At 69.8% G+C, this 20,696-nt stretch carries 12 protein-coding genes and 2 pseudogenes; 7 read left to right on the plus strand and 7 right to left on the minus strand.

Annotated elements, in window-relative coordinates:
- Both K8612_RS10020 and K8612_RS10025 read right to left on the minus strand, forming a co-directional pair.
- A pseudogene (locus K8612_RS10020) lies at positions 1-860 on the minus strand (hypothetical protein); the annotation flags it as partial.
- 377 nt (positions 861-1,237) lie between these two features.
- Entirely contained in the window at positions 1,238-2,032 is a 795-nt protein-coding gene (locus K8612_RS10025) for an SDR family NAD(P)-dependent oxidoreductase (protein ID WP_223762121.1), read from the minus strand.
- Between the two features lie 307 nt (positions 2,033-2,339).
- On the opposite strand from K8612_RS10025, the gene K8612_RS10030 reads away from it, so the two are divergent.
- Positions 2,340-3,560, plus strand: coding sequence for an FAD-dependent monooxygenase (locus tag K8612_RS10030; RefSeq protein ID WP_223762122.1), 1,221 nt, complete (start codon positions 2,340-2,342; stop codon positions 3,558-3,560).
- A 102-nt stretch (positions 3,561-3,662) separates the two neighbouring features.
- Here K8612_RS10030 and K8612_RS10035 read toward each other — a convergent pair whose 3' ends face one another.
- The 3 genes from K8612_RS10035 to K8612_RS10045 are packed head-to-tail and all read right to left on the minus strand — an operon-like array spanning position 3,663 to position 6,372.
- Complete coding sequence (locus K8612_RS10035; protein ID WP_223762123.1) at positions 3,663-4,190, minus strand: hypothetical protein; 528 nt, start codon at positions 4,188-4,190, stop codon at positions 3,663-3,665.
- A gap of 49 nt (positions 4,191-4,239) precedes the next feature.
- Complete coding sequence (locus tag K8612_RS10040; protein WP_223762124.1) at positions 4,240-5,229, minus strand: HEAT repeat domain-containing protein; 990 nt, start codon at positions 5,227-5,229, stop codon at positions 4,240-4,242.
- Between the two features lie 12 nt (positions 5,230-5,241).
- Positions 5,242-6,372 carry a hypothetical protein gene (locus K8612_RS10045; RefSeq protein ID WP_223762125.1) on the minus strand — a complete coding sequence of 377 codons (1,131 nt, stop codon included), beginning with the start codon at positions 6,370-6,372 and terminating at the stop codon, positions 5,242-5,244.
- A gap of 485 nt (positions 6,373-6,857) precedes the next feature.
- Between K8612_RS10045 and K8612_RS10050 the strand changes: the two genes are divergently transcribed.
- From K8612_RS10050 to K8612_RS39520, 6 genes are all read left to right on the plus strand, one after another.
- Positions 6,858-9,884: a protein kinase gene (locus tag K8612_RS10050; RefSeq protein WP_223762126.1), complete on the plus strand. Its 3,027-nt coding sequence runs from the start codon at positions 6,858-6,860 to the stop codon at positions 9,882-9,884.
- 20 nt (positions 9,885-9,904) lie between these two features.
- Complete coding sequence (locus K8612_RS10055; RefSeq protein ID WP_223762127.1) at positions 9,905-11,146, plus strand: PEGA domain-containing protein; 1,242 nt, start codon at positions 9,905-9,907, stop codon at positions 11,144-11,146.
- Between the two features lie 10 nt (positions 11,147-11,156).
- Positions 11,157-14,096: a DUF4215 domain-containing protein gene (locus K8612_RS10060; RefSeq protein ID WP_223762128.1), complete on the plus strand. Its 2,940-nt coding sequence runs from the start codon at positions 11,157-11,159 to the stop codon at positions 14,094-14,096.
- 174 nt (positions 14,097-14,270) lie between these two features.
- Positions 14,271-16,718 carry an isoamylase gene (locus K8612_RS10065; RefSeq protein ID WP_223762129.1) on the plus strand — a complete coding sequence of 816 codons (2,448 nt, stop codon included), beginning with the start codon at positions 14,271-14,273 and terminating at the stop codon, positions 16,716-16,718.
- 107 nt (positions 16,719-16,825) lie between these two features.
- Positions 16,826-17,488 carry a pentapeptide repeat-containing protein gene (locus tag K8612_RS10070; RefSeq protein ID WP_223762130.1) on the plus strand — a complete coding sequence of 221 codons (663 nt, stop codon included), beginning with the start codon at positions 16,826-16,828 and terminating at the stop codon, positions 17,486-17,488.
- Positions 17,485-18,003 carry a hypothetical protein gene (locus K8612_RS39520; protein ID WP_373692095.1) on the plus strand — a complete coding sequence of 173 codons (519 nt, stop codon included), beginning with the start codon at positions 17,485-17,487 and terminating at the stop codon, positions 18,001-18,003. Before K8612_RS10070 ends, K8612_RS39520 begins: the two co-directional genes overlap by 4 nt.
- A 997-nt stretch (positions 18,004-19,000) precedes the next feature.
- On the opposite strand, the pseudogene K8612_RS39525 reads toward K8612_RS39520, so the two are convergent.
- Both K8612_RS39525 and modC read right to left on the minus strand, forming a co-directional pair.
- Positions 19,001-19,195, minus strand: a pseudogene (locus K8612_RS39525) (hypothetical protein); the annotation flags it as partial.
- Between the two features lie 308 nt (positions 19,196-19,503).
- Positions 19,504-20,574 carry a molybdenum ABC transporter ATP-binding protein gene (gene modC / locus K8612_RS10080; RefSeq protein WP_223762308.1) on the minus strand — a complete coding sequence of 357 codons (1,071 nt, stop codon included), beginning with the start codon at positions 20,572-20,574 and terminating at the stop codon, positions 19,504-19,506.
- Positions 20,575-20,696: the final 122 nt, after the last annotated feature.

Here is a 20,696-nt window from a genome sequence, read left to right on the forward strand (position 1 = left end):
TGCTGCCTGCGCATCTCCAAGCGCAGCCGCAGCTCCAGCGTGGGCGTCAATGCATCCGCGCCCGCTCCCACCACCGCACCCCATGCGCCACCCTCACCGGGCCGTCCGCCCCAACCGGCAAGCAGGTGGGCCTCGAAGCCCGGCCGCACCAGCACCACGGCGGTGCCGTCCAGATGCGCCAGCGTCACCGAGGGCGCACGCCCTCCGGCGTTCCCCCAGTCATGTACGGCGGAGAGTGCCAGCGTGTAGCGGCCCGGCTCGCGGGGCTGGCCGAAAAGGACGTGCTCCAGGTCCAGCGCGACTTCCGCTCCCATCAACCGTGCGCCCAGCACGTCCGAGGCGAAGGTCTGCGTGTAGAGGGGACCCAGCGTGCCGGTGAGGAAGCCGCCCGCCGGGTGGTAATCGGGATTGCTCCGGTTGGAGTAGCGCCGCACGAGGTGCGCGGACAACAGGCTGTAGGACTCCAGCGCGCCGAACCAGACGCCCACGGGCGCGTCGTTCGAGCCCAGCTTGAGGCCGCGCACGAGCTGTCCCCAATCAGAGAGGCTGTCCCAGTCCTCCCTCCTCACGAGGCCCGTGCCTTCACCCCACAGGCGCAGCCGCACCGGAGCGCCCAGGTTGAGGCCGAACCCCGCGCCTTCGTCGAGAATGAGGGTCGGCTCTACCTGCACGAATCCTTCATCCGTGCCCACCCCCGCGCGCGGCTGGAACGTCAGCGTTGTTGCCTCCAGCCGTGCCAGTGAAGACCTGGAGCGGGTGAGCTTCTTGGGGACCGAAGCCTCGGAGTCGGGCGAAGCCGTGGCAACTCCTCGCAGGGAAAGAAGCCCCAGCCACAGCACCGCCCACCAGCGGTCGCCCATCGCTCGCGCCTCCAGACTGCACTCCGGTGTGGCGTGCAGAAAAGCGTCATATCCGCGGAGTCTGACAACCCGGATGGACCCGTGGTGCACATGTCCCGAGGGAATGGAGGGAGGCGAGAGCCAGAGCCTCAGACCGTGGGCGTCCGACTCCCTATTCACGGAGCGGTAGGACATGGCGCACCAGATGATGTCCTCCGCGAAGAGCGGCAGCGTCTGCTCCAGGGAGAAGAGGTCCGCCCGCGCACTCAGTCAGGACCGGAGAGACCTCCCCGTGCGCAGCGCCTGCGGAGCACCATCTCGGCACCTTCGAGCCTGCACGCCCTTGAACCCCGCCGGCGGCCCACACTGTTGCACACGCGACGCCCCGCCCCGGGGGCTCAGGCGATGGAGTCCACCACGCCCCCGTCGACCCGCAGCGCGGCGCCGGTGGTGGCGGAGGCCTGGGGCGACGCGACGTAGACAATCATGTTCGCCACCTCCTCCACGCTGGACGGGCGGCGGAGGAGGGAGCTGGGCCGGCTCGCCTGGATGAAGTCCACGGCGAGGTCCTCGAAGGAGCGGCCCGACTTCTCGTGCTCCTCGCGGAACATCTCCCGGACGCCCTCGGAGAGGGTGGGGCCCGGCAGCACGGAGTTGACCGTGACGCCCGTCCCCGCCATGCGCTTGGCCAGACCGCGCGCGACGGCCAACTGCGCCGTCTTGGTGACGCCGTAGTGGATCATCTCCGTGGGGATGTTCAGCGCGGACTCGGACGACACGAACACCACGCGGCCCCAGCCCTGCTTCCGCATCCCCGGCAGGTACGCGCGCGACAGCCGCACGCCGGACAGCACGTTCGACTCGAAGAAGTGGCTCCAGTCCTCGTCGGACACGTCGAAGAAGTCCTTCGGCCCGAAGATGCCCAGGTTGTTGATGAGGATGTCGCAGTGGGGGTGCGCCGCGACCAGCGCCGCGCAGGCCTCCGCCGTGCCCAGGTCGCCCGCGAAGCCCTTCACCGTGGCGCCCGGGGCCGCCTCGCGCACCGCCGCGATGGCCCGGTCCACCGACGCTTGCGTGCGGCCGTTGACGATGACCGCGGCGCCCGCCGCCGCCAGCCCCTTCGCCGTGGCCAGGCCGATGCCGGCCGTGGAGCCGGTGACGAGGGCGGTCCTTCCAGTGAGTTCGATGCGCATGGCGTGTCCCGGGAAAAGAGGAGTACGGCCTTCCGGCCCGTGGGGATGCGGCCCGCGAGCCTCCGAGACAATGGCCACGCCGCGCAAACCCGAATCCAGGCGCCGGGCGCGAAATAGGACACCCGCTGGCGTTCCTCGCTGAACACCTGCCCCCGTCCGCGGGGCCCGGCGGCGCGAGGGCCGGAGCCGCTGAAGCCTCTCATCCCCTCTTCTGTCCTCCCAGCAACGACAGACAGCGCTTCCGACCAGCGTCGATTTCCCTGACAGGCCGGTAGCATCCGGGCCGTTCGCGCGCTGGGGGGATTCGATGAAGATGGTCTGTGTTGGCGGTGGCCCTGCCGGGCTCTATTTCTCGATCCTGGCGAAGCTGTCCAACCCGAAGCACGACATCACCGTCCTCGAGCGCAACCCCGCGGGCGTGACGTATGGCTGGGGCGTGGTGTTCTGGGATGACCTGCTGGACGACCTCTACCGGAACGACCCGGTGAGCGCGCAGCGGATCGCCCTGTCCGCGGCGCGCTGGGACACGCAGGAGGTGCACCTGCGCGGCCAGTACGCGACGCACATCGGCGGTTATGGCTTCGCGCTGGGACGCGACCGGCTGCTGGACATCCTCATCCGGCGGGCGCGGGGGCTGGGCGTGGACGTCCGCTTCGAGCACGACGTCACGGACCCCGCCGCGTTCATGGACGCGGACCTCGTCGTCGCCTGCGACGGCGTCAACAGCCGGCTGCGCCAGCGCCACGCCCATCATTTCCAGACCCACATGGAGGAGGGGCGCAACAAGTACATCTGGCTGGGCACCAACCAGGTGTTCGACGCCTTCACCTTCGCCTTCGAGGAGACGCCCGCCGGCTGGCTCTGGTTCCACGGCTACCGCTTCAACAGCGAGACCAGCACCTGCATCGTGGAGTGCCAGGAGGCGACCTGGAGGGCCCTGGGCTTCGACACGATGGGGCCGGATGCGACGCTCCGGAAGCTGGAGGGCATCTTCCACAGCCGGCTCCAGGGCAGGTCGCTGTTCAACCAGTTGAAGGGCATGGGCAGGGCGCCGTGGCTCAACTTCAAGCGCATCACCAACGAGCGCTGGTACCACGACAACCTGGTGCTGATGGGCGACGCCGCGCACACCACGCACTTCTCCATCGGCTCCGGGACGAAGCTGGCCATGCAGGACGCCATCGGGCTGGCGCGGCAACTGCGAGAGCAGCCGGACGTGCCCACGGCGCTGGAGGCCTATGACGAGGAGCGCAGGGCCTCCCTGCTGGCCATCCAGTTGGCGGCGCGCAGCAGCTCCGAGTGGTTCGAGAACGTCCCCAGCTACGTGGACCAGGACGCGACGCAGTTCGCCTATTCGCTGCTGAACCGCCGGGGCAGCTCCGTGTGGAGCTACCTGCTGCTCATGGCCAGCCAGCAGCCCTCGCTCCAGGGGATGCTGCGGAAGATCCACCACTCCAAACAATGGGTCCGCGAGCAGCGCCGGGGCCGAGGCACCGTGGCCCTGAGCCTCCCGCCGCCTCCGGCCTAGGGAGACGTCGCGGCGTGCCGCGACAGCTCCCGCGACCGACCTCCCGACTCCACGGGAGACGGAGCGCCCCACGACGCTCCGCCTCCGGCGGGAAGCTGGGAGCTACTCGATGACGCCGATGGTCTCCGAGCGGTCCACGGCCTCACCCTTGGTGGTGTAGCCGGAGTACCAGCCGGTCAGGTTGCTGCCGGACTGGTCATACTGCACGTGGACGTGGGGACCCGTGGCGTTGCCCGTACCGCCCTCGTTGCCCACCTGGCAGCGGTTGCACGTGCGGTCATACGAATCCGACGTCTTGATGAAGTGCCACAGGCGGAACGTCCGGCCGTTGGCGAAGGCGTGCTTCGCCTCGTTCTGCGTGCCGCTGCCCGTGCCGTTGCAATAGACGCCCGAGGTGCGGATGGTCACGTTCCAGGACAGGGACGCCATCACGCCCGTCTCCACGCCCCAGTAGTTGCAGCGGCCGCTGGAGATGTCCAACGCGCCGTGGAAGCTGCCGCTGGAGTAGTACGTCGTCGCCGTCACCGTGCCCGGAAAGGGCGACTTCACCGTGTACGAGTACGCCGCCGCGACGGAGGGGACCGCGAGGGCCAGGACGGCCGCGAAGACCTTCTTCTTCATGTGACGCATCGGGGGTGTTCCTTTCGGGCCGGCGGGTCCGGCCCCATGAGGGTGCCGCTCAACGGACCTGTTGCAGCCGCTGCTTCTCTCTCAGGAGCAGGCCCCACTCCTGAACTCCTGATTCCAAGGCGCGGATCCACGCGTCGATCTCCGGCGCCATGGCGGGGTCCATGCTCCGCAGCTTGCGCAGCTCCGGCACGGCGTCCGCGAAGCCCAGCTCCGCGATGCTTTGCACCAGCGCCTTGCGCACCCCCACGTCCCGCTCGCCCCGGTACATGCCCACCAGCGCCTCGCGCGCGGGCCCCATCTGCGCCGCCGGCGCGCTGCCCAGCGCGAGCGCCGCCGAGCGCCGCACGTCCGCGCTCTCGTGGCCCAGCATCCCCAGCAGCTTCTGCCCCGCCTCCGGCCCCATCCTGCGCGTGTCCAGGGACTCCAGAATCGTCGCCGTCACCTTCGGGTCCGTGGACACCGCCGCCGCGTTCACCGCCGTGTCCGTGGCCGGGCCGTGATAGCCGGAGTAGACGTGCGCGTTGTCCTCCACGAGGTTCTTCGCCGCCTCCATGCGGACCTCCGGCGAGCCGTCCCGCATGAGCCGCTCGTACATGTCCCCCGTCTTCTCCAGCGCGCCCGTGCGGCGCATGGCGCGCACGGTGGCGGCGCGGACGGACGGGTCGCGGTCCTCCAGCGCGCGGCGGGCCACGGCCTGGATGGCGTCCTTCTCCGCCTCGCGCTCGCTGCGCGCCACCAGCGCCGCGGCCAACTGCTCCACCATCGCCGGGTCCGTCTCACGGTCGAACGCCGCGTGCAGCTCGCCCGAAGGCAGCGACACGGCGGCCTCGCGCAGCACCGCCTGGAGATAGTCGCGGTAGGCCTTGGAGCTGGAGCCCAATCCCTGGCGGAGCTGATCCATCAGCCCCTGGACCGAACAGCTCTCCCCCCGCAGCGCGGGCTTCGCGGTGGAGGGCGTGGACTGGGCGGTGACGACCGGGGACGCGAACATCAGCGTCAGGCCCCCGAGCGCGCGAAGACCTTGGAGGTAGCGGGGCATGGGGCAGGGCTCCTAGGTGTGGCGGTCCATGCAGCCGAAGGGGTTCTGGTCCGGCAGCTCGTTCCAGACGCGGATGAAGTCGACGTGGCCCTGGGCGTAGAGCGTCTCGAAGATGCCGTAGAGCGGCTGGAAGCGCGGATCCACGGTCGCCATGTTCGCCATCACCGGCAGGGCGTCCCGGCCCGCGACGCGCGCGGAGAAGCGGAACAGCGCCCAGCGCACGCACACGGACTGCTCGCGCTGGAAGGCGTCCGTGAACATCTCCAGCACGTGCTCCTTGTCGGAGGACATGGCCAGCACCTGCGCCGCCGCGTCGCGGCCGTCCTCGTTGCCCTCGCTGCGCAGGATGCGCTCGAAGCGGGCCGTGGTCTTCGCGTCCAGCACGGGCGAGTTGTGCAGCGGCGCCGTCTGCGCCAGGTGGCGGATCTGCTCGTCCGGCGCGTCCGTGGCGATGGTGAGGAGCCGGTCGAGGTATGGCGACGCGTCCCCCAGGTTCTCCGACTCGCGCGCCATCACGCGGCCCAGCGTGCGCGTGGCCGCCCAGCCCGCCTCGGTGGACGCCGGGTCGCGCGCGAAGTCCGCCATCCGGTCCATCGCGTCCGGCGTCAGGTGCTTCTGCGTGTCGAGCGCGGACAGCATGCCCGCTCGCCGCGCGATGGACAGCCCCTTGTCCATCCCCGCCTCCAGCAGCCGCGCGGCGACCTGCGGCTTCTGCACCGCGTCCGACCCGCGCAGCCCGGACAGCAACACCTGGAACTCCGCCCCCTGCGCGTCCCGGGCCCAGTCCACCACCTGCCCCGCCTTCTTCGCGTCGTCGCCAATCAGCTCCGCGAGCTTCGCCTTCAGGTAGTCGCGGACGAGCGGGTCCTTCGACGCGAGCAGCGGCGCGGCCCAATCGCGGAACGACTCCATCGTCACGCCGTCGTTGAAGCGCGCCAGCTCCGGGAAGCACGTCTGGTCCGAGAAGCGGCGCTCCGCGGCCTCCGCCTCCGCCACGCCAGCAGGCGCCGCCGCCGCCGCGCCCCCACCGCCGCCATGCGCCCCGCCCGGCTGTGTGCCTTTGGCGGGGGCCGCCACCGCGGACGGCGCCCGGGCGTCGTCACCGCCACGCCACACCAGACCCACGGCCGCCAGAACGGCCACCAGCCCCGCGCCCGCCAGGACCCAGGGGACACGCCGTGCTCGCGGAGGACCGGATGCGGGCGTCTGGGTCGGAGTGGAAGGAACCATGGGAATCAAAATAACCATGGATTCCCTGTTTCAATCAAGGAAAACAGATTGATTGGATTTTTACTGGAACCCGCCCTCCTCCCCTCTTGAGATGGCATCCGCTGACCGCGCGCGTCACAGGAAAAGTCCCCACGTTATGGAACGACGCACGGAGCCGACACACTTCGTGTCGCGGTGGCGCAATGACTCTCCGCGCGCGTGTGCCCTCCTGCCCCCCAAGGTCAAAACAGACACGCCTGTGACAGCGGGGGCGTGGAGTGTCCGCGATTCAGTGACCGTGTATGATTACGACACGTGGTGGCAGGGCCGGGGGGCTGTAGCCAGCGCATGGCTGCACCGGGCGGAGGTGCCCGGGTCGCGCCATGGCTGTGAATGCGTCGCGGGAAAAGTGGCCGGACATGATGAAGAACGAAGCAGGTGCCGTGCGGCGGGAGCCCCCCGCGGTGGGCGTGACGGGTGTGTCCTCGGACCTCGCGGACCGGACCCAGGCCGCGGACATGGAGTCGCTCCTGGGGGTCGCTCCCGCGCCCGTGGAGCCTCCGTCCCGCTCCAACACGGGTTCGTCCACGTGGGACGGGCCGTCGCGTCCGGGCACGGGTGGCACCGGTGACACCGGCAACAACACGAGCCCCTCCATCCAGGGCCACGCGCTGCGCCCGGGCATGCGCCTGCAGCACTACGAGCTCATCCGCGAGCTGGGCTCCGGCGGCATGGGCACGGTGTTCCTGGCGCGCGACGTGCGGCTGGGGCGCCGGGTGGCCATCAAGTTCCTGCACAGCGAGGACGCCGACATCACCCGGCGCTTCATCCTGGAGGCGCGGGCCACGGCGCGGTGCAGCCACGAGAACATCGTCATCATCTACGAGGTCGGCGAGTTCACCGGCGGCCCGTTCATGGTGCTGGAGTACCTGCAGGGCAAGCCGCTGACGAAGGTGCTGGGCACCCAGCGCCTGCCGCCCGCGCGCGCGGTGGAGCTGATGGTGCCGGTGGTGAAGGCGCTGGTGTGCGCCCACGAGCAGGGCATCGTCCACCGCGACCTGAAGCCGGAGAACATCGTGGTGACGGACTCGGGCGCCATCAAGGTGCTCGACTTCGGCATCGCCAAGGTGCTCCAGGGCGACGAGCCCGCGGAAGCGGCCCCGGGCGGCCCGCGGGTCCAGCCGCGGCTGCACTCGGTGGAGGGCATGGGCGAGGACGTGTCCAACCTCACCCGCAAGGGCGCCATCATGGGCACCATGGCCTTCATGTCCCCGGAGCAGTGGGGCATCGGGGTGGCCGTGGACAACCGCACGGACATCTGGGCCGTGGGGTTGATGCTGTTCCGCATGCTCGCCGGCAAGCACCCGTTGGATCCGCTGCGCGGCCCGCAGTTGATGGTCACGGGCATGCTGGACGAGCCCATGCCGCTGCTCAGGACGATGGCGCCGGACGTGCCGCAGGAGCTGGCGGCCGTCGTGGACCGCTGCCTGCTCAAGCGCAAGGAGGAGCGCTATCCGGACGCGGCGTCGCTGTTGCGCGCGCTGGAGCCCTTCCTGCCCGGCCGCATGAGCCGCGAGCTGCGCGTGGACGAAAGCCCCTACGCGGGCCTCAGCTCCTTCCAGGAGGCGGACGCGGACCGCTTCTTCGGCCGCACCCGTGAAATCGCCGCGCTGGTGAACCGCATCAACGACCGGCCGCTGCTGGCCGTGGTGGGCCCGTCCGGCACGGGCAAGTCGTCGTTCGTGCGCGCGGGCCTGGTGCCCGTGCTCAAGCGGTCCGGCACGCCGTGGGAGGCGCTGGTCATCCGCCCCGGCAGAAGCCCCCTGTCGGCGCTGGCCAGCATCGTCACGCCGCTGATGAGCTCGTCCACCACCATCGAGGACGACCTGGTGGAGCAGCAGCGGGTGGTGGAGCGGCTGCGCGCGGAGCCCGGCTACGTGGGCAACGTGCTGCGCAGCCGCGCGCGGCGGGAGAAGCGGCGCATCCTGCTCTTCGTCGACCAGTTCGAGGAGCTCTACACGCTGGTGCCGGACGCCCAGGAGCGGCTGGCCTTCACCGCGTGCCTGTCCGGCATCGCGGACGACGCGACCACGCCCATCCGCGTCATCCTCTCCATCCGCTCGGACTTCCTGGACCGCGTGCCGGAGGACGAGCGCTTCATGGCGGAGCTCAGCCAGGGGCTCTACTTCCTCACCGCGCCCGCCCGCGAAGGCCTGAAGGACGCGCTGGTGCAGCCGGCGGAGCGCGCGGGCTACCAGTTCGAGAGCCCCGCCATGGTGGCCAGCATGCTGGAGCACCTGGACGCGTCCCAGGGCGCGCTGCCCCTGTTGCAGTTCGCGGCCACGCAGTTGTGGGAGGCGCGAGACGTCACCCACCGGCTGCTCACGGAGGGCGCCTACCAGGCCATGGGCGGCATCGCCGGCGCGCTCGCGAGCCACGCGGACAGCGTGCTGGAGAGCCTGTCCACGCAGGAGCGCACGCTGGTGCGCGCGCTCTTCCTGCGGCTGGTCACCCCGGAGCGCACGCGCGCCATCGTGTCCCTGGACGAGCTGCGCGAGCTGACGAAGGACACGGGGGAGATGCAGCGCCTCATCGACCACCTGGTGCAGGCGCGCCTGCTGGTGGTGCAGACCGGCGGCGGCGCCACGGGCGCCACGGTGGAGATCGTCCACGAGTCGCTCCTCCATAGCTGGCCCACGCTGCGGCGCTGGCTGGACGAGGGCCAGGAGGACTCCGCGTTCCTGGAGCAACTGCGCAACGCCGCCCGGCAGTGGCAGGGCAAGAACTTCGACGCGCACCTCCTGTGGCGCGGCGAGCTGGTGGAGGAGGCCCAGCGCTTCCAGCGGCGCTACCGGGGAGAGCTGCCCCGGCTGCAGCAGGACTTCCTCACGGCGGTGTTCGCGCAGGCGAAGAAGGGGCGCCGGCTGAAGCGGGCGCTGCTCATCGGCAGCGCGACGTTCCTGGGGCTCCTGGTGGTGGCGGCGGTGGTGGCGCTCGTGGTCATCCGCAACGCGCAGCAGGAGGCCGAAAAGCAGGCCCAGGCGGCCCAGGCGGCCGAAATCATCGCGCGCGCCGCCGAGACCAACGCCCGCGGCGCGGAGGCCGAGGCCAAGCAGCGGCTGGCCGAGGTGCAGGCCAAGGAGCTGGAGCGCCAGAAGGCGCAGCAGGCGGCGGAGTCCGCCAACGCGCAGGTGGCCCTGGCCAACCAGGAGCTGCTCAGCAAGAACGACGAACTGGTGTCCGCGCTGAAGCGCGCCCAGGAAGCGCAACTGCGCGCCCGGAGCGCCAAGAAGCGCGCCGAGGAGAGCGCCGAGTCCGCGCGCGACGCCCGCGAGGAGGCCCTCCGCGCGGCGGAAGAACTCTCCACGTTGCTCAAGCGGGAGAAGGAGCGCGTCTCCCGTCTGCAATCCCAGCTCGGCAGTCCGGTCATCGAGGTCCTGAAGTGAGAAGCGTCTTGAACAGGGTGATGAGCAGGTCCGCGGTCGCGTTGTCGCTGCTGCTGGCGCTGGAGTCCGTGCCCGCGTGGGCCCGGGAGCCGGCGCCACGGACAGGCACCGCGAAGACGTCCCGGGGCATGAAGAAGAAGCCCACCGCGTCGAAGGCGACGGGCAAGACGAAGCTGCCCGGCACCGGCGCCTCGAAGCGCAAGCGCAAGCCCACCGCCGCCGAGGCCGCACAGGCCCCCTCGGACGCGCCCCTCTCCAGCTCCCTTCCCATGCCCCCGCCGCCCACGCCCAGGGCCGTGGAGCCCCAGCAGGAGCAGGCCAGCAGCACGCTGGAGGGCTCGCCCTCCGGCGCGGACGAGCGCCCCTGGGCACAGGGCATCTCCAAGGCGGACCAGGACGCGTCGCTCGCGCTGTTCGGCGAAGGCAACGTGCTCCTGAAGGAGTCCATCTTCGTGCGGGCGGTGGAGAAGTACCGCCAGGCGCTGGCGCGCTGGGACCACCCGGCCATCCACTACAACCTCGCGCTGGCGCTGATGAACCTGGACCAGCCCGTGGAGGTGCACGAGCACCTGGTGGCGGCGCTGCGCTTCGGACCGGCGCCGCTGGAGAAGGAGAAGTACGAGTACGCCCGCAACTACAAGACGCTGGTGGAGAAGCAGTTGGCGCGTGTGGACATCACCTGCGCCACGCCCGGCGCCACGGTGACCCTGGACGGCCAGACGCTGTTCGTGGCCCCCGGCCGCTACGAGGCGCTGGTGCGCCCCGGCGCGCACAGCATCGTCGCGACGATGGCGGGCTATGTGCCCAGCGACCAGAGCCGCACGCTGCTGCCCGGTGAAACGACGACGCTGGACCTGAAGCTCTTCACCTCCGACGACCTCATCCGCTACAAGCGCCGCTGGTCCGCCGCGATGCCCTGGCTGGTGATGGGCGCGGGCGTGGCCGTGGCGGGCGGCAGCACCTTCCTGCACCTCCAGTCCCGCGACCACTTCCGCGCCTTCGAGTCCGGCATCACCCAATGCGGGGGCTGCGTGCCGCCCGCCGCCGTCGCCGACGAGCGCTCCCAGGGCAACCTGATGCAGACCGGCGCCATCGCCGGGTACGCCGTGGGCGGCGCCGTCATCGTCACCGGCGCGGTGCTCGCCGTCCTCAACCAACCCAAGCCGTACCGCATCGAACCGGGCCAGGAGGCGGCGGCCGTGCAGGTCACGCCGCTCCTCGGCGCGGGGTCGGGCGGTGCCGTGGCCACGTTCCGCTTCTAGAGGTCCTCGCATGACACGCGTCTCCCCCTCTTCCATGGCGCGCGCCCTGCTGCTCCTGGCCGCGCCGCTCCTGCTCCTCTCCTCCTGCTTCCAGCCCACCACGGTGGACTGCCCCGCCGGCCTGGTGTGCCCGGACGGCCTGAAGTGCGCCGCGAACCAGTCCATCTGCATCTCCACGGACTGCGGCGACGGCGTCGTCCAGCCCCACGAGCAGTGTGACGACGGCAACGTCGTGGACGGCGACGGCTGTAGCCGCGACTGCAGGTCCAACGAGACCTGCGGCAACGGCGTCCCGGACACGAACGTGGGCGAGAAGTGCGACGACGGCAACACCGAGGACGGCGACGGCTGCAGCGCGGACTGCAAGTCCAACGAACTGTGCGGCAACGGCGTGGTGGACACGGCCGTGGGCGAGCGGTGCGACGACGGCAACAACGCCAGCGGCGACGGCTGCAGCGCGGACTGTCTGTCCAACGAGACGTGCGGCAACGGCTACACCGACCCCACGAAGGAGGAGCGCTGCGACGACGGCAACACCGTCAGTGGCGACGGGTGCAGCGCGGACTGCCGCTCCCAGGAGAGCTGCGGCAACGGCTACGTGGACGTGGCCAAGGGTGAGAAGTGCGACGACGGCAACAACGTCAACGGCGACGGGTGCAGCTCCGACTGCAAGTCCAACGAGACGTGCGGCAACGGCGTCCTGGACACCATCAAGGGTGAAATCTGCGACGACGGCAACAACGTCAGCGAGGACGGCTGCAGCGCGGACTGCCGGTCCGCGGAAGGCTGCGGCAACGGCGTCCGCGACGGCGAGGAGCAGTGCGACGACAAGGGCGAGTCCGCCATCTGCAACCTCAACTGCACCGTGCGCGTCTGCGGTGACGGCATCGTCAACCGGTCCGCGGGCGAGCAGTGCGACGACAAGGGCGAGTCCGCCTACTGCAACGCCAACTGCACGCTGCGCGCCTGCGGCGACGGCGTGGTGAACACGTCCTCCGGCGAGCAGTGCGACAACCCCGGCCCCGTCAACAGCCCCGCCTGCGACGCGGACTGCACCATCGCCTTCTGCGGCGACGGCTTCACCAACCTCACGCGCGGCGAGCTGTGCGACACGGCGGGCAACTCCCGCACCTGCAACGCGGACTGCACGCCCGCTGCCTGCGGCGACCGGTACCTCAACACCGCGGCGGGCGAGCAGTGCGACGACGGGCCCAGCTCCGCCATCTGCGACGTGGACTGCACCCCCGTGGCCTGCGGCGACGGCGTCACCAACACGGCGGCGAAGGAGCAGTGCGACGACGGCAACACCCGCGACGACGACGACTGCCTGGGCACCTGCAAGCCGAACATCTGCGGCGACAGCGTGGTCAACGTCAACGGACCGGACCGCCCGGAGGCCTGCGACGACGGCAACACCAAGACGGAGGTCGCGTGCGACTACGGCACCGCCACCTGCGAGGCGTGCAGCGGCGACTGCAAGGCGCGGCTGGAGCTGAAGGGCAACGTCTGCGGCGACAACGTGAAGGACGCCACGAACGAGGCCTGTGACGACGGCAACACCGACACGGAGGACGCCTGCCCCTACGGCACCGCCAGTTGCAAGGTGTGCCGCTTCGACTGCAAGGAGAGCCTGTCGCGCACGGGCAACATCTGCGGCGACAGCGTGAAGGACCCGGACCACGAGTCCTGCGACGACGGCAACACGAAGACGGAGACCGCGTGCGACTACGGCGTGGCCACCTGCCAGAAGTGCAGCGGCGACTGCCAGCAGCCCCTGTCGCTCACGGGCAACGTCTGCGGCGACAAGGTGAAGGACCCCACCTTCGAGGCCTGCGACGACGGCAACACCACCACGGAGACCTCCTGCCCCTACGGCGTGGCCAACTGCCAGACGTGCAGCGGCGACTGCAAGCAGTTGCTACCGGTGACGGGCAACGTCTGCGGGGACGGCGTGGCGGACCCCACCCACGAGGCCTGTGACGACGGCAACACCACCACGGAGACCTCCTGCCCCTACGGCCAGGCGAACTGCCAGACGTGCAGCGACGACTGCCAGCGGGTCCTGACGCTCACGGGCAACGTCTGCGGCGACGGCAAGCAGGACCCCAGCGCCTCCAACGAGGTCTGCGACGACGGCAACACGCAGACGGAGTCCTCGTGCCCCTACGGGCAGGCGAGCTGCCAGGTGTGCCGCGGCGACTGCAAGGAGCGGGTCCCCGTCACGGGCAACGTCTGCGGCGACGGCGTGAAGGACCCGGACCACGAGGCCTGCGACGACGGCAACACCACCACGGAGTCCACCTGCCTGTACGGCACGGCGAGCTGCCAGCAGTGCAGCAATGACTGCCAGCAGGTGCTCTCGCTCTCCGGCAACGTCTGCGGCGACGGCGTGAAGGACGCCACGAACGAGGCCTGCGACGACGGCAACACCCTCACCTGCGGCTCGTGCAGCGCCAACTGCAAGACGCAGACGCTCCAGGCGGCGACCGGCACCATCACGGCGACGTCGAGCGCGAACCTGTCCGACCAGGAGACGTTCACCCTCAGCGACGGCATCAACACGCCGGTCACCTTCGAGTTCGACCGCGACAACAGCCTCAAGAACCCCGCCAACCAGCGGGTGGTCCTGGCGAGCGGCACGCCCGCGGCGCAGATTGCCCTCGTCATCCGGGACGCCATCAACGCGGTGGAGGAGCCGTTCGAAATCGAGGCGTCGGTCGTCACCGGCTCCATCACCGTGAACGTCACCCACAAGCTGAAGGGCTCCATCGGCAACCAGGCCATGACGGAGAAGGTCGCCAACAACAACTTCAAGGTGAGCGGGATGAACGGCGGCAGCGGCTACGACTGCCCCCAGGGCACCCGGTGCGTGGGCAACGAGGACTGCGCGCTCGACCTGGTGTGTGGGGCCAGCAAGACCTGCGTCACCCCACCCGCCCCCGTGCCTTGACGCACCGGGCCATGTCTTGCGTCACACGCGAGCGGACCCGGGGGTGGGAGTGGGGGAACGTGCGGTTGACTTCACAGTCGTGGGGGTGGTGAACCGGACGGGCCCCGGGTAGTCGCGGGCCCGGTGGCCATGCAGCGGTCGTGAACCTCGCTTGCCGCGTCTGGAGCCACATCCATGATGACCCCTCCCCGTCGCCACCGCCGGAGCCCCTGGCTCTCGCGGTGGCATCCCCTTGTCGCCGCGGGCTTCGCCTCGGCGCTGGTCTCCTGCGCCTCCCCGGAAGCCCCCGCCGACACCCCCGCGCCTTCCGCGCCTTCCGCGCCCGCGGTGGAGGACATCGCGCAGCGTGAGCAGGAGCTGCTCAGTTGGACCCTGGGCGCGAAGTACGACGCCACGCAGGCGAACATCACCTTCAACGTGTACTCGTCGCGCGCCACGCGCATCGAGGTGTGGATCTACAAGACGGCCCAGGGCGCGCAGGAGGCCGTCAGCTACGTGATGACGAAGAACACGACGACCAACGTCTGGTCGAAGACCGTCTCCGTCTCCACGCTGAAGAACAGCTACGGCGTCACCGGCACCGTCTACTACGGCTACCGCGCGTGGGGCCCCAACTGGACGTACAACTCCACCTGGACCAAGACGAACAACGCGGTGGGCTTCATCGCGGACGTGGACTCCGCGGGCAACCGCTTCAACCCGAACAAGCTCCTGTGGGACCCGTACGCGCTGGAGCTGTCGCACGACCCGGTGAACCCCAGCAACACGGACGCCACGGTGTTCGCGTCCGGCCCGCTGCACCGCTACAAGGACAGCGGCCCGTTCGCGCCCAAGGGCATCGTGCTGCCGCCGGACGCCACGGCCACGGGCACCAAGCCCACGCGCGCCTTCAAGGACGACATCGTCTATGAGGTGCACCTGCGCGGCCTGACGAAGCAGGACACCGGCTCCGGGTTGGACGCCGCCTGTCTGGGCACCTACAAGACGGCGGGCCAGAAGGCGGCGCAGTTGGCGGCGCTGGGCGTGACGGCGGTGGAGTTCCTGCCGCTGCACGAGACGGACAACGGCAACAACGACACCGTCATGAGCACCGCGGGCGACAACTACTGGGGTTACATGAACCTCAGCTACTTCGCGCCGGACCGCCGCTACGCGTGCGACCAGACGCCGGGCGGGCCCACGCGCGAGTTCAAGACCATGGTGAAGGCGTTCCACGACGCCGGCATCAAGGTGCTGGTGGACGTGGTCTACAACCACACCGGCGAGGGCGGCGCGTGGATCAACGGCGACCCGACCACGTACAACGTCATGTCGTACCGGGGCCTGGACAACCCCACGTACTACAGCCTGACGAAGGACATGAAGTTCAACTGGGACAACACGGGCGTGGGCGGCAACTTCAACACGTTCAACCCCACGGCCCGCAACGTCATCCTGCATTCGCTGTCCTACTGGAAGGACACGCTGGGCGTGGACGGCTTCCGGTTCGACCTGGCGTCCGTGCTGGGCAATGTCTACGAACACCAGACGGACACCCACGACGGCTACTTCTACGACCGGGACAACCCGAACACCGCGCTCAACCAAATCACCACGCAGTTGGACCCGCGCCCGGAGGCGGGCGGCGCGGGCACGGACTTCATCGCGGAGCCGTGGGCCATTGGCGGCAATTCCTACCAGGTGGGCAACTTCCCGGCGAAGTGGCGGGAGTGGAACGGCGCGTTCCGCGACACGTTCCGCAAGGACCAGAACCAGTTGGGCGTGGAGAGCGTGACGCCGGCGCAACTGGCCACGCGCTTCGCGGGCTCGTCGGACCTGTACTCGGATGACGGCCGCAAGCCGGCCGCGTCCGTGAACTTCATGGTGGCCCACGACGGCCTCACCTTGAAGGACCTGTACTCGTGCAACAGCAAGAACAACAGCCAGCCGTGGCCCTACGGCCCGTCCGACGGCGGCGAGGACAGCAACCACAGTTGGGACCAGGGCGGCAGCGCGGCGCTCCAGCGGCAGGCGGCGCGCAACGGCCTGGCGTTCATGATGCTGAGCGCGGGCGTGCCCATGCTGACGGGGGGTGACGAGTTCCTGCGCACGCAGTACTGCAACAACAACGTCTACAACCTGGACTCGAACAAGAACTGGCTGGACTACGCGTGGAGCGCGGACCAGTCCAACTTCCGCCTCTTCGCCAAGAACCTCATCGCGTTCCGCAAGGCGCACCCCGCGCTCCGTCCGGCGGACTTCTACAAGACGAACGACAACAACGGGAACGTGATGGAGCAGCACCGCTGGTTCAAGCCGGACGGCCTGGTCCCGGACGCGGCGTACTTCAACAGCGCGAGCAACCACGCGCTGGCGTACCGCATCGACGCGACGGAGTTCGCCGGTGAGACGGTGAGCGCCATCTACGTCGCCTACAACGGCTGGTCCGCCAGCGTGAACTTCCTGCTGCCGTGGCCGGGCAGCGGCAAGCAGTGGTACCGGGTGACGGACACCTGCTCGTGGATTGAGAGCCGGGGCGCGGATCAGGTGCTGCTCAACCCGGGCAGCGCGGACCTGATTGGCGGCGAGGCCGCGAGCTACGGCCTGTGCGGCCGCGGCGTGCTGGTGCTGGTGGCCAAGTAGCGTGAAGGCCGTGGAGGGCCCGGCGCTTTTCCTGGGGCCGGGCCCTTCGCGATAAGGCAGGCACTTCACCCCGCGCATGCGTGGCGGCGAGCCGGTATAAGGCAGCCATGGCCCAGAATGACAGCGCGGTGGCGAAGCGGCTTCAGCAGGAGGACTCGTTCGAAAAGGAGACGTTCGAGGGGTTGGACCTCCAGGGCGTCGACCTGGGTGACAAGGAATTCTACCAGTGCACCTTCCTGAACTGTGAATTGCAGGAGGGCCGGTGGAAGGACACGCTGCTGGAGGCGTGTGTGTTCCGGGGCTGCAACCTGACGCGCGCGAACTTCAATGGCATCCGTCTGAGGGACGTGCGCTTCGAGGGTTCGAAGCTGATGGGCATTGATTGGACGGGCGTGGCGCCGAACCCGGAGGTGAACTTCGAGGAGTGCGGCCTGCCCTACAGCTCGTTCGTGGCGCTGAGTCTTCGCCAGACGTCCTTCGTGCGCTGCGTGGCGAGGGAAGCGAACTTCTTCGACATGGACCTGACGGACGCGGACTTCACGGGCGCGGACCTCACCGGCAGCAACTTCCGCGGCTGCACGCTGACCCGGACGGACTTCTCCGGGGCCACGGGCCTGATGCTCGACCCCGCGCACAACAAGCTGAAGGAGACGCGCATCCCGCAGGACACGGCGATGTCCGTGGTCCATGAACTGGGCATGCGCGTGGAGGGCTACCACGCGAAGGCGGGTGGACGCGGCGGGGCGAAGAAGACCGGGTCGAAGCGGTGAAGGACGGCAGCCCGTTCGACCTGGTCTCCGTCGTGCGAATCGGCGTGATGGTGGAGATGGGGCTCGTCGGGCTCAAGCAGATCATCGCCTGGGCGGATGCCTGGGTGATGAAGCTGGATGACCCACCGCGCTGGTTGCTGGAAATGTGCACCGCGCCAGATGCCGACACAGCGCTGGGGCTGATCCGCGACATTCCGATGCTTCCGTTTCCAGCCACTCCCGAGGAAATCCGCGAGGAGAATGCGGACCACCTGGCGAGCCTGGTCCTCCGCCACCGAAACGGGGCGCTCTCCTGGGGGGATTTCCTCTTTCAAGCAGGTCAGTATCTGGATCGCGCGCGCAGGGCCGATCAGTGCGAGCGGTTCTTCATGCGGTTGAACCTGCTGGAGCGCATGGGCTTTCCGGAAGACCTGGTGCAGGCCCAGCGGGAGGACATCGAGCGCGACCTCGTGGACGCGCTGGCACGGATGGAGTCCGCCCATCGGCGGTTCGAGGCGGAGGCGCGCGGGCACTGAAGCCCCGGTAATCCGAGCACGACGCAGGTGGCCCCAGGGCATGAACCATGAAGCGCCAGAGTCGCGCAATCCACCCGCCCAGGCGGCCCCCCGTCTCCTGCGGCAGTCCAATCCGATGGTCGGACGAGGTCTCCGAGGCCGCGGCCTGCTCGTCCGCCCCGGTGCCATCACCCACGAACTCGTTGAGAACGGGCATTGGAACGGTTGGCGGCGGCAGCGCCCCACACTCCAGCTCCAGGTGGAGGGCCTCCGCCTGGGGACAGGATGCGCCCCCGAGCGCTCCGATATCCTCCGCGGCTGGCACACGCGGGCCAAGGTCTCTCTCGTCCACGTCAGGCCGTGCCTTCGGCGCGCCGCACGGCGCGGGAGCTGACGCGGAGGCGCTGAGCGGCGCTTCCTGAGAGCACGCGGCTTCGGAGGAGACCGGCTCCTGGAGGACGGGAGCGAAGGCCTCCAGCATGCGATCATCGCGCGCCTTCAGCAGCGCCGGCAGTTCGTGCTGAAGCCTCCGCGCGTCGCGCTCATCCAGCGCCCCCACTGCGCGCCAGGCCCACTCGCGCAGCAACTCTCCCCCCATGAAAGGCTGCAGCCGGTCCGCGCCTCCCAGGAAGGCCCGTTGCAGGGACTGAACGAGGAGCACATGCCCGGGCCGCTCGGCCACCCGGGCTGCCAGCCGTAGCAACTCGAATTCCGCCTGGGCGCAAGCTGTACCCGACTCCCAGCGCGCCGCGTCCTGGAGCCGGAAGCACGCGCTCCCCAGCCGGTCCAGGTCGCGGTCCGAGGCCTTCGCGCAGCAGTCGACCAGCAGTTCCACCAGCACCTGCCGCTTGAGGCTGAAGTACCCATCCAGCAGCCACCGGGCGTCCGGCGAGCGCGCGTCATGCAGCGCCAGGCTCAGGTTCTCCAGCGTCAGCGATTCATCCAGCGCCACCGCGCGCGTCTTGCGCCCGGGGCGCTGCACCACGAGGCCCCGTGCCGCCAACCGCCGCAGCGCCTCGCGGATGGTGCCCCGGCATACGCCATAGCGACGTGCCAGCTCCGCTTCGGAAGCGAATCGCCCGCTCGGGTGACACCGCCCCAGCGCGATATCGCTCTCAATCCGCGCTTCCACGTACGCCACGAGCCCGCCCCGATTCATCCCCATCCCCCCTCTTCGCCTCAGCATCGCCATCCAACCATGGGGGTCTGACATGGGCGCGAGCCCCCACCGTCCGCGTGGCCTGCTGGAAGGGGGCACCCTCCAGCCCCGAGCGATGCAAACCTGTCCGACAGTCGGACACGTTCGCGGGTTCAGGCATCGTGCGGCGAAAACCTGTCCGACAGTCGGACAGGTTTTGAGCCAGCGCGCCCGGCGGGCCGCCTCTGCCGGTGACTCCGCCCTTCCTGACGTCCGCGAAATCACCCTGGACTGAGATGGCTCTCCGTTGAACTCCACGAGGCGCGTATCCTGCGGAGTCGTTTCAGGTCCCTGACCTCCTCGACGTGCCTCTGCCCCACTGCTCAGGAAGTCCGGCCCGCCAGGCGGCGGCAGGCGGAGGACTTCACCGCGAGGTACACGCGCAGCCCCGGGGCAATGCGCAGCTCATGCACGGCGGCGTGTGTGAGGCGGACCACCCAGTGCACTCCCGTCACGTCCACGTGGGTCGCGCACTCCCCTGCCCCCGCGTCCTCCAGCTTCGTCACCGCGCCTTCGAGCACGTTGCGCGCGGAGACGCCGCTCAGCGGCCCGGTGGACAGGAGGATGTCCTCGGCGGGCACGGCGTAGGCGGCTCGGGTGCCGTGGGGCAGCTCCGGCGCGTCCGGCACCCAGAGCGACAGGCCTTCCGTGACGCGCAGCCGCGTGCCTCCGGATGAGGGATGTTCCAGGGTGCCTTCGAGGATGTTCTCCTCGGGCTCACCGGTGAGCAGGCCTCGCGCCACGGTGCCCAGCACCGTGTCCGCGGGGCCCACGGCCTTCACCACGCCGCCGTCCAGGAGCAGCGCCTCGCGGGCCAGGGCCCGTGCCTCACCGAGTTGGTGGGTGACGTAGAGCAAGGGCACCCGGGCTTCGTCGCGCACGCGCAGGAGGTACGGCAGCACGCGCTCCTTCAACGCGACGTCCAGCGCGGCCAGGGGCTCGTCCAGCAACAGCAGCGCGGGGTTCGTCGCGAGCGCCCGCGCCAGCGCGACCCGCTGCTTCTCGCCTCCGGACAGCGTCACCGGGTAGCGGTGCAGCAGCGGCTCCAGCTCCAGCAGATGCACGGCCTCGTCCACGCGCGACGGCCGTCCGGCGCGCACGCCGAAGCGCACGTTCTGCCCGGCGGTGAGGTGCGGGAAGAGCAACGCGTCCTGCGGCACGTAGCCCATGCGGCGCGCTTCGGGCGGCACGTCGATACGAGCGGCCGTGTCGAGGAGCACGCGGTCATCGACCACGACGCGCCCTGTGGCGCCCCGCCGCAAGCCCGCGAGCACCTCGAGGAGTGACGTCTTTCCGGAGCCCGAGCGCCCCAGCACCGCCACCGACGCGGACGTGAAGCGCGCTTCGACCTCCAGCGTGAAGCGTGCCAGGGGCAACCGCAGGGAGAGCTCCATCACGAGCGCGCGCCCCTTGCCCGCGTGGTGCCCCGTCCACCCTCCGTGGACACGCGGTTTCCCGAAGCCGCCGGCTTGGGCATGCGGGACCGCACGGCGTGCATCGCCCAGCGTGCAGGTCC

The sequence above is a fragment of the Corallococcus sp. AS-1-6 genome (genome assembly GCF_020037015.1).
GTDB lineage: Bacteria > Myxococcota > Myxococcia > Myxococcales > Myxococcaceae > Corallococcus.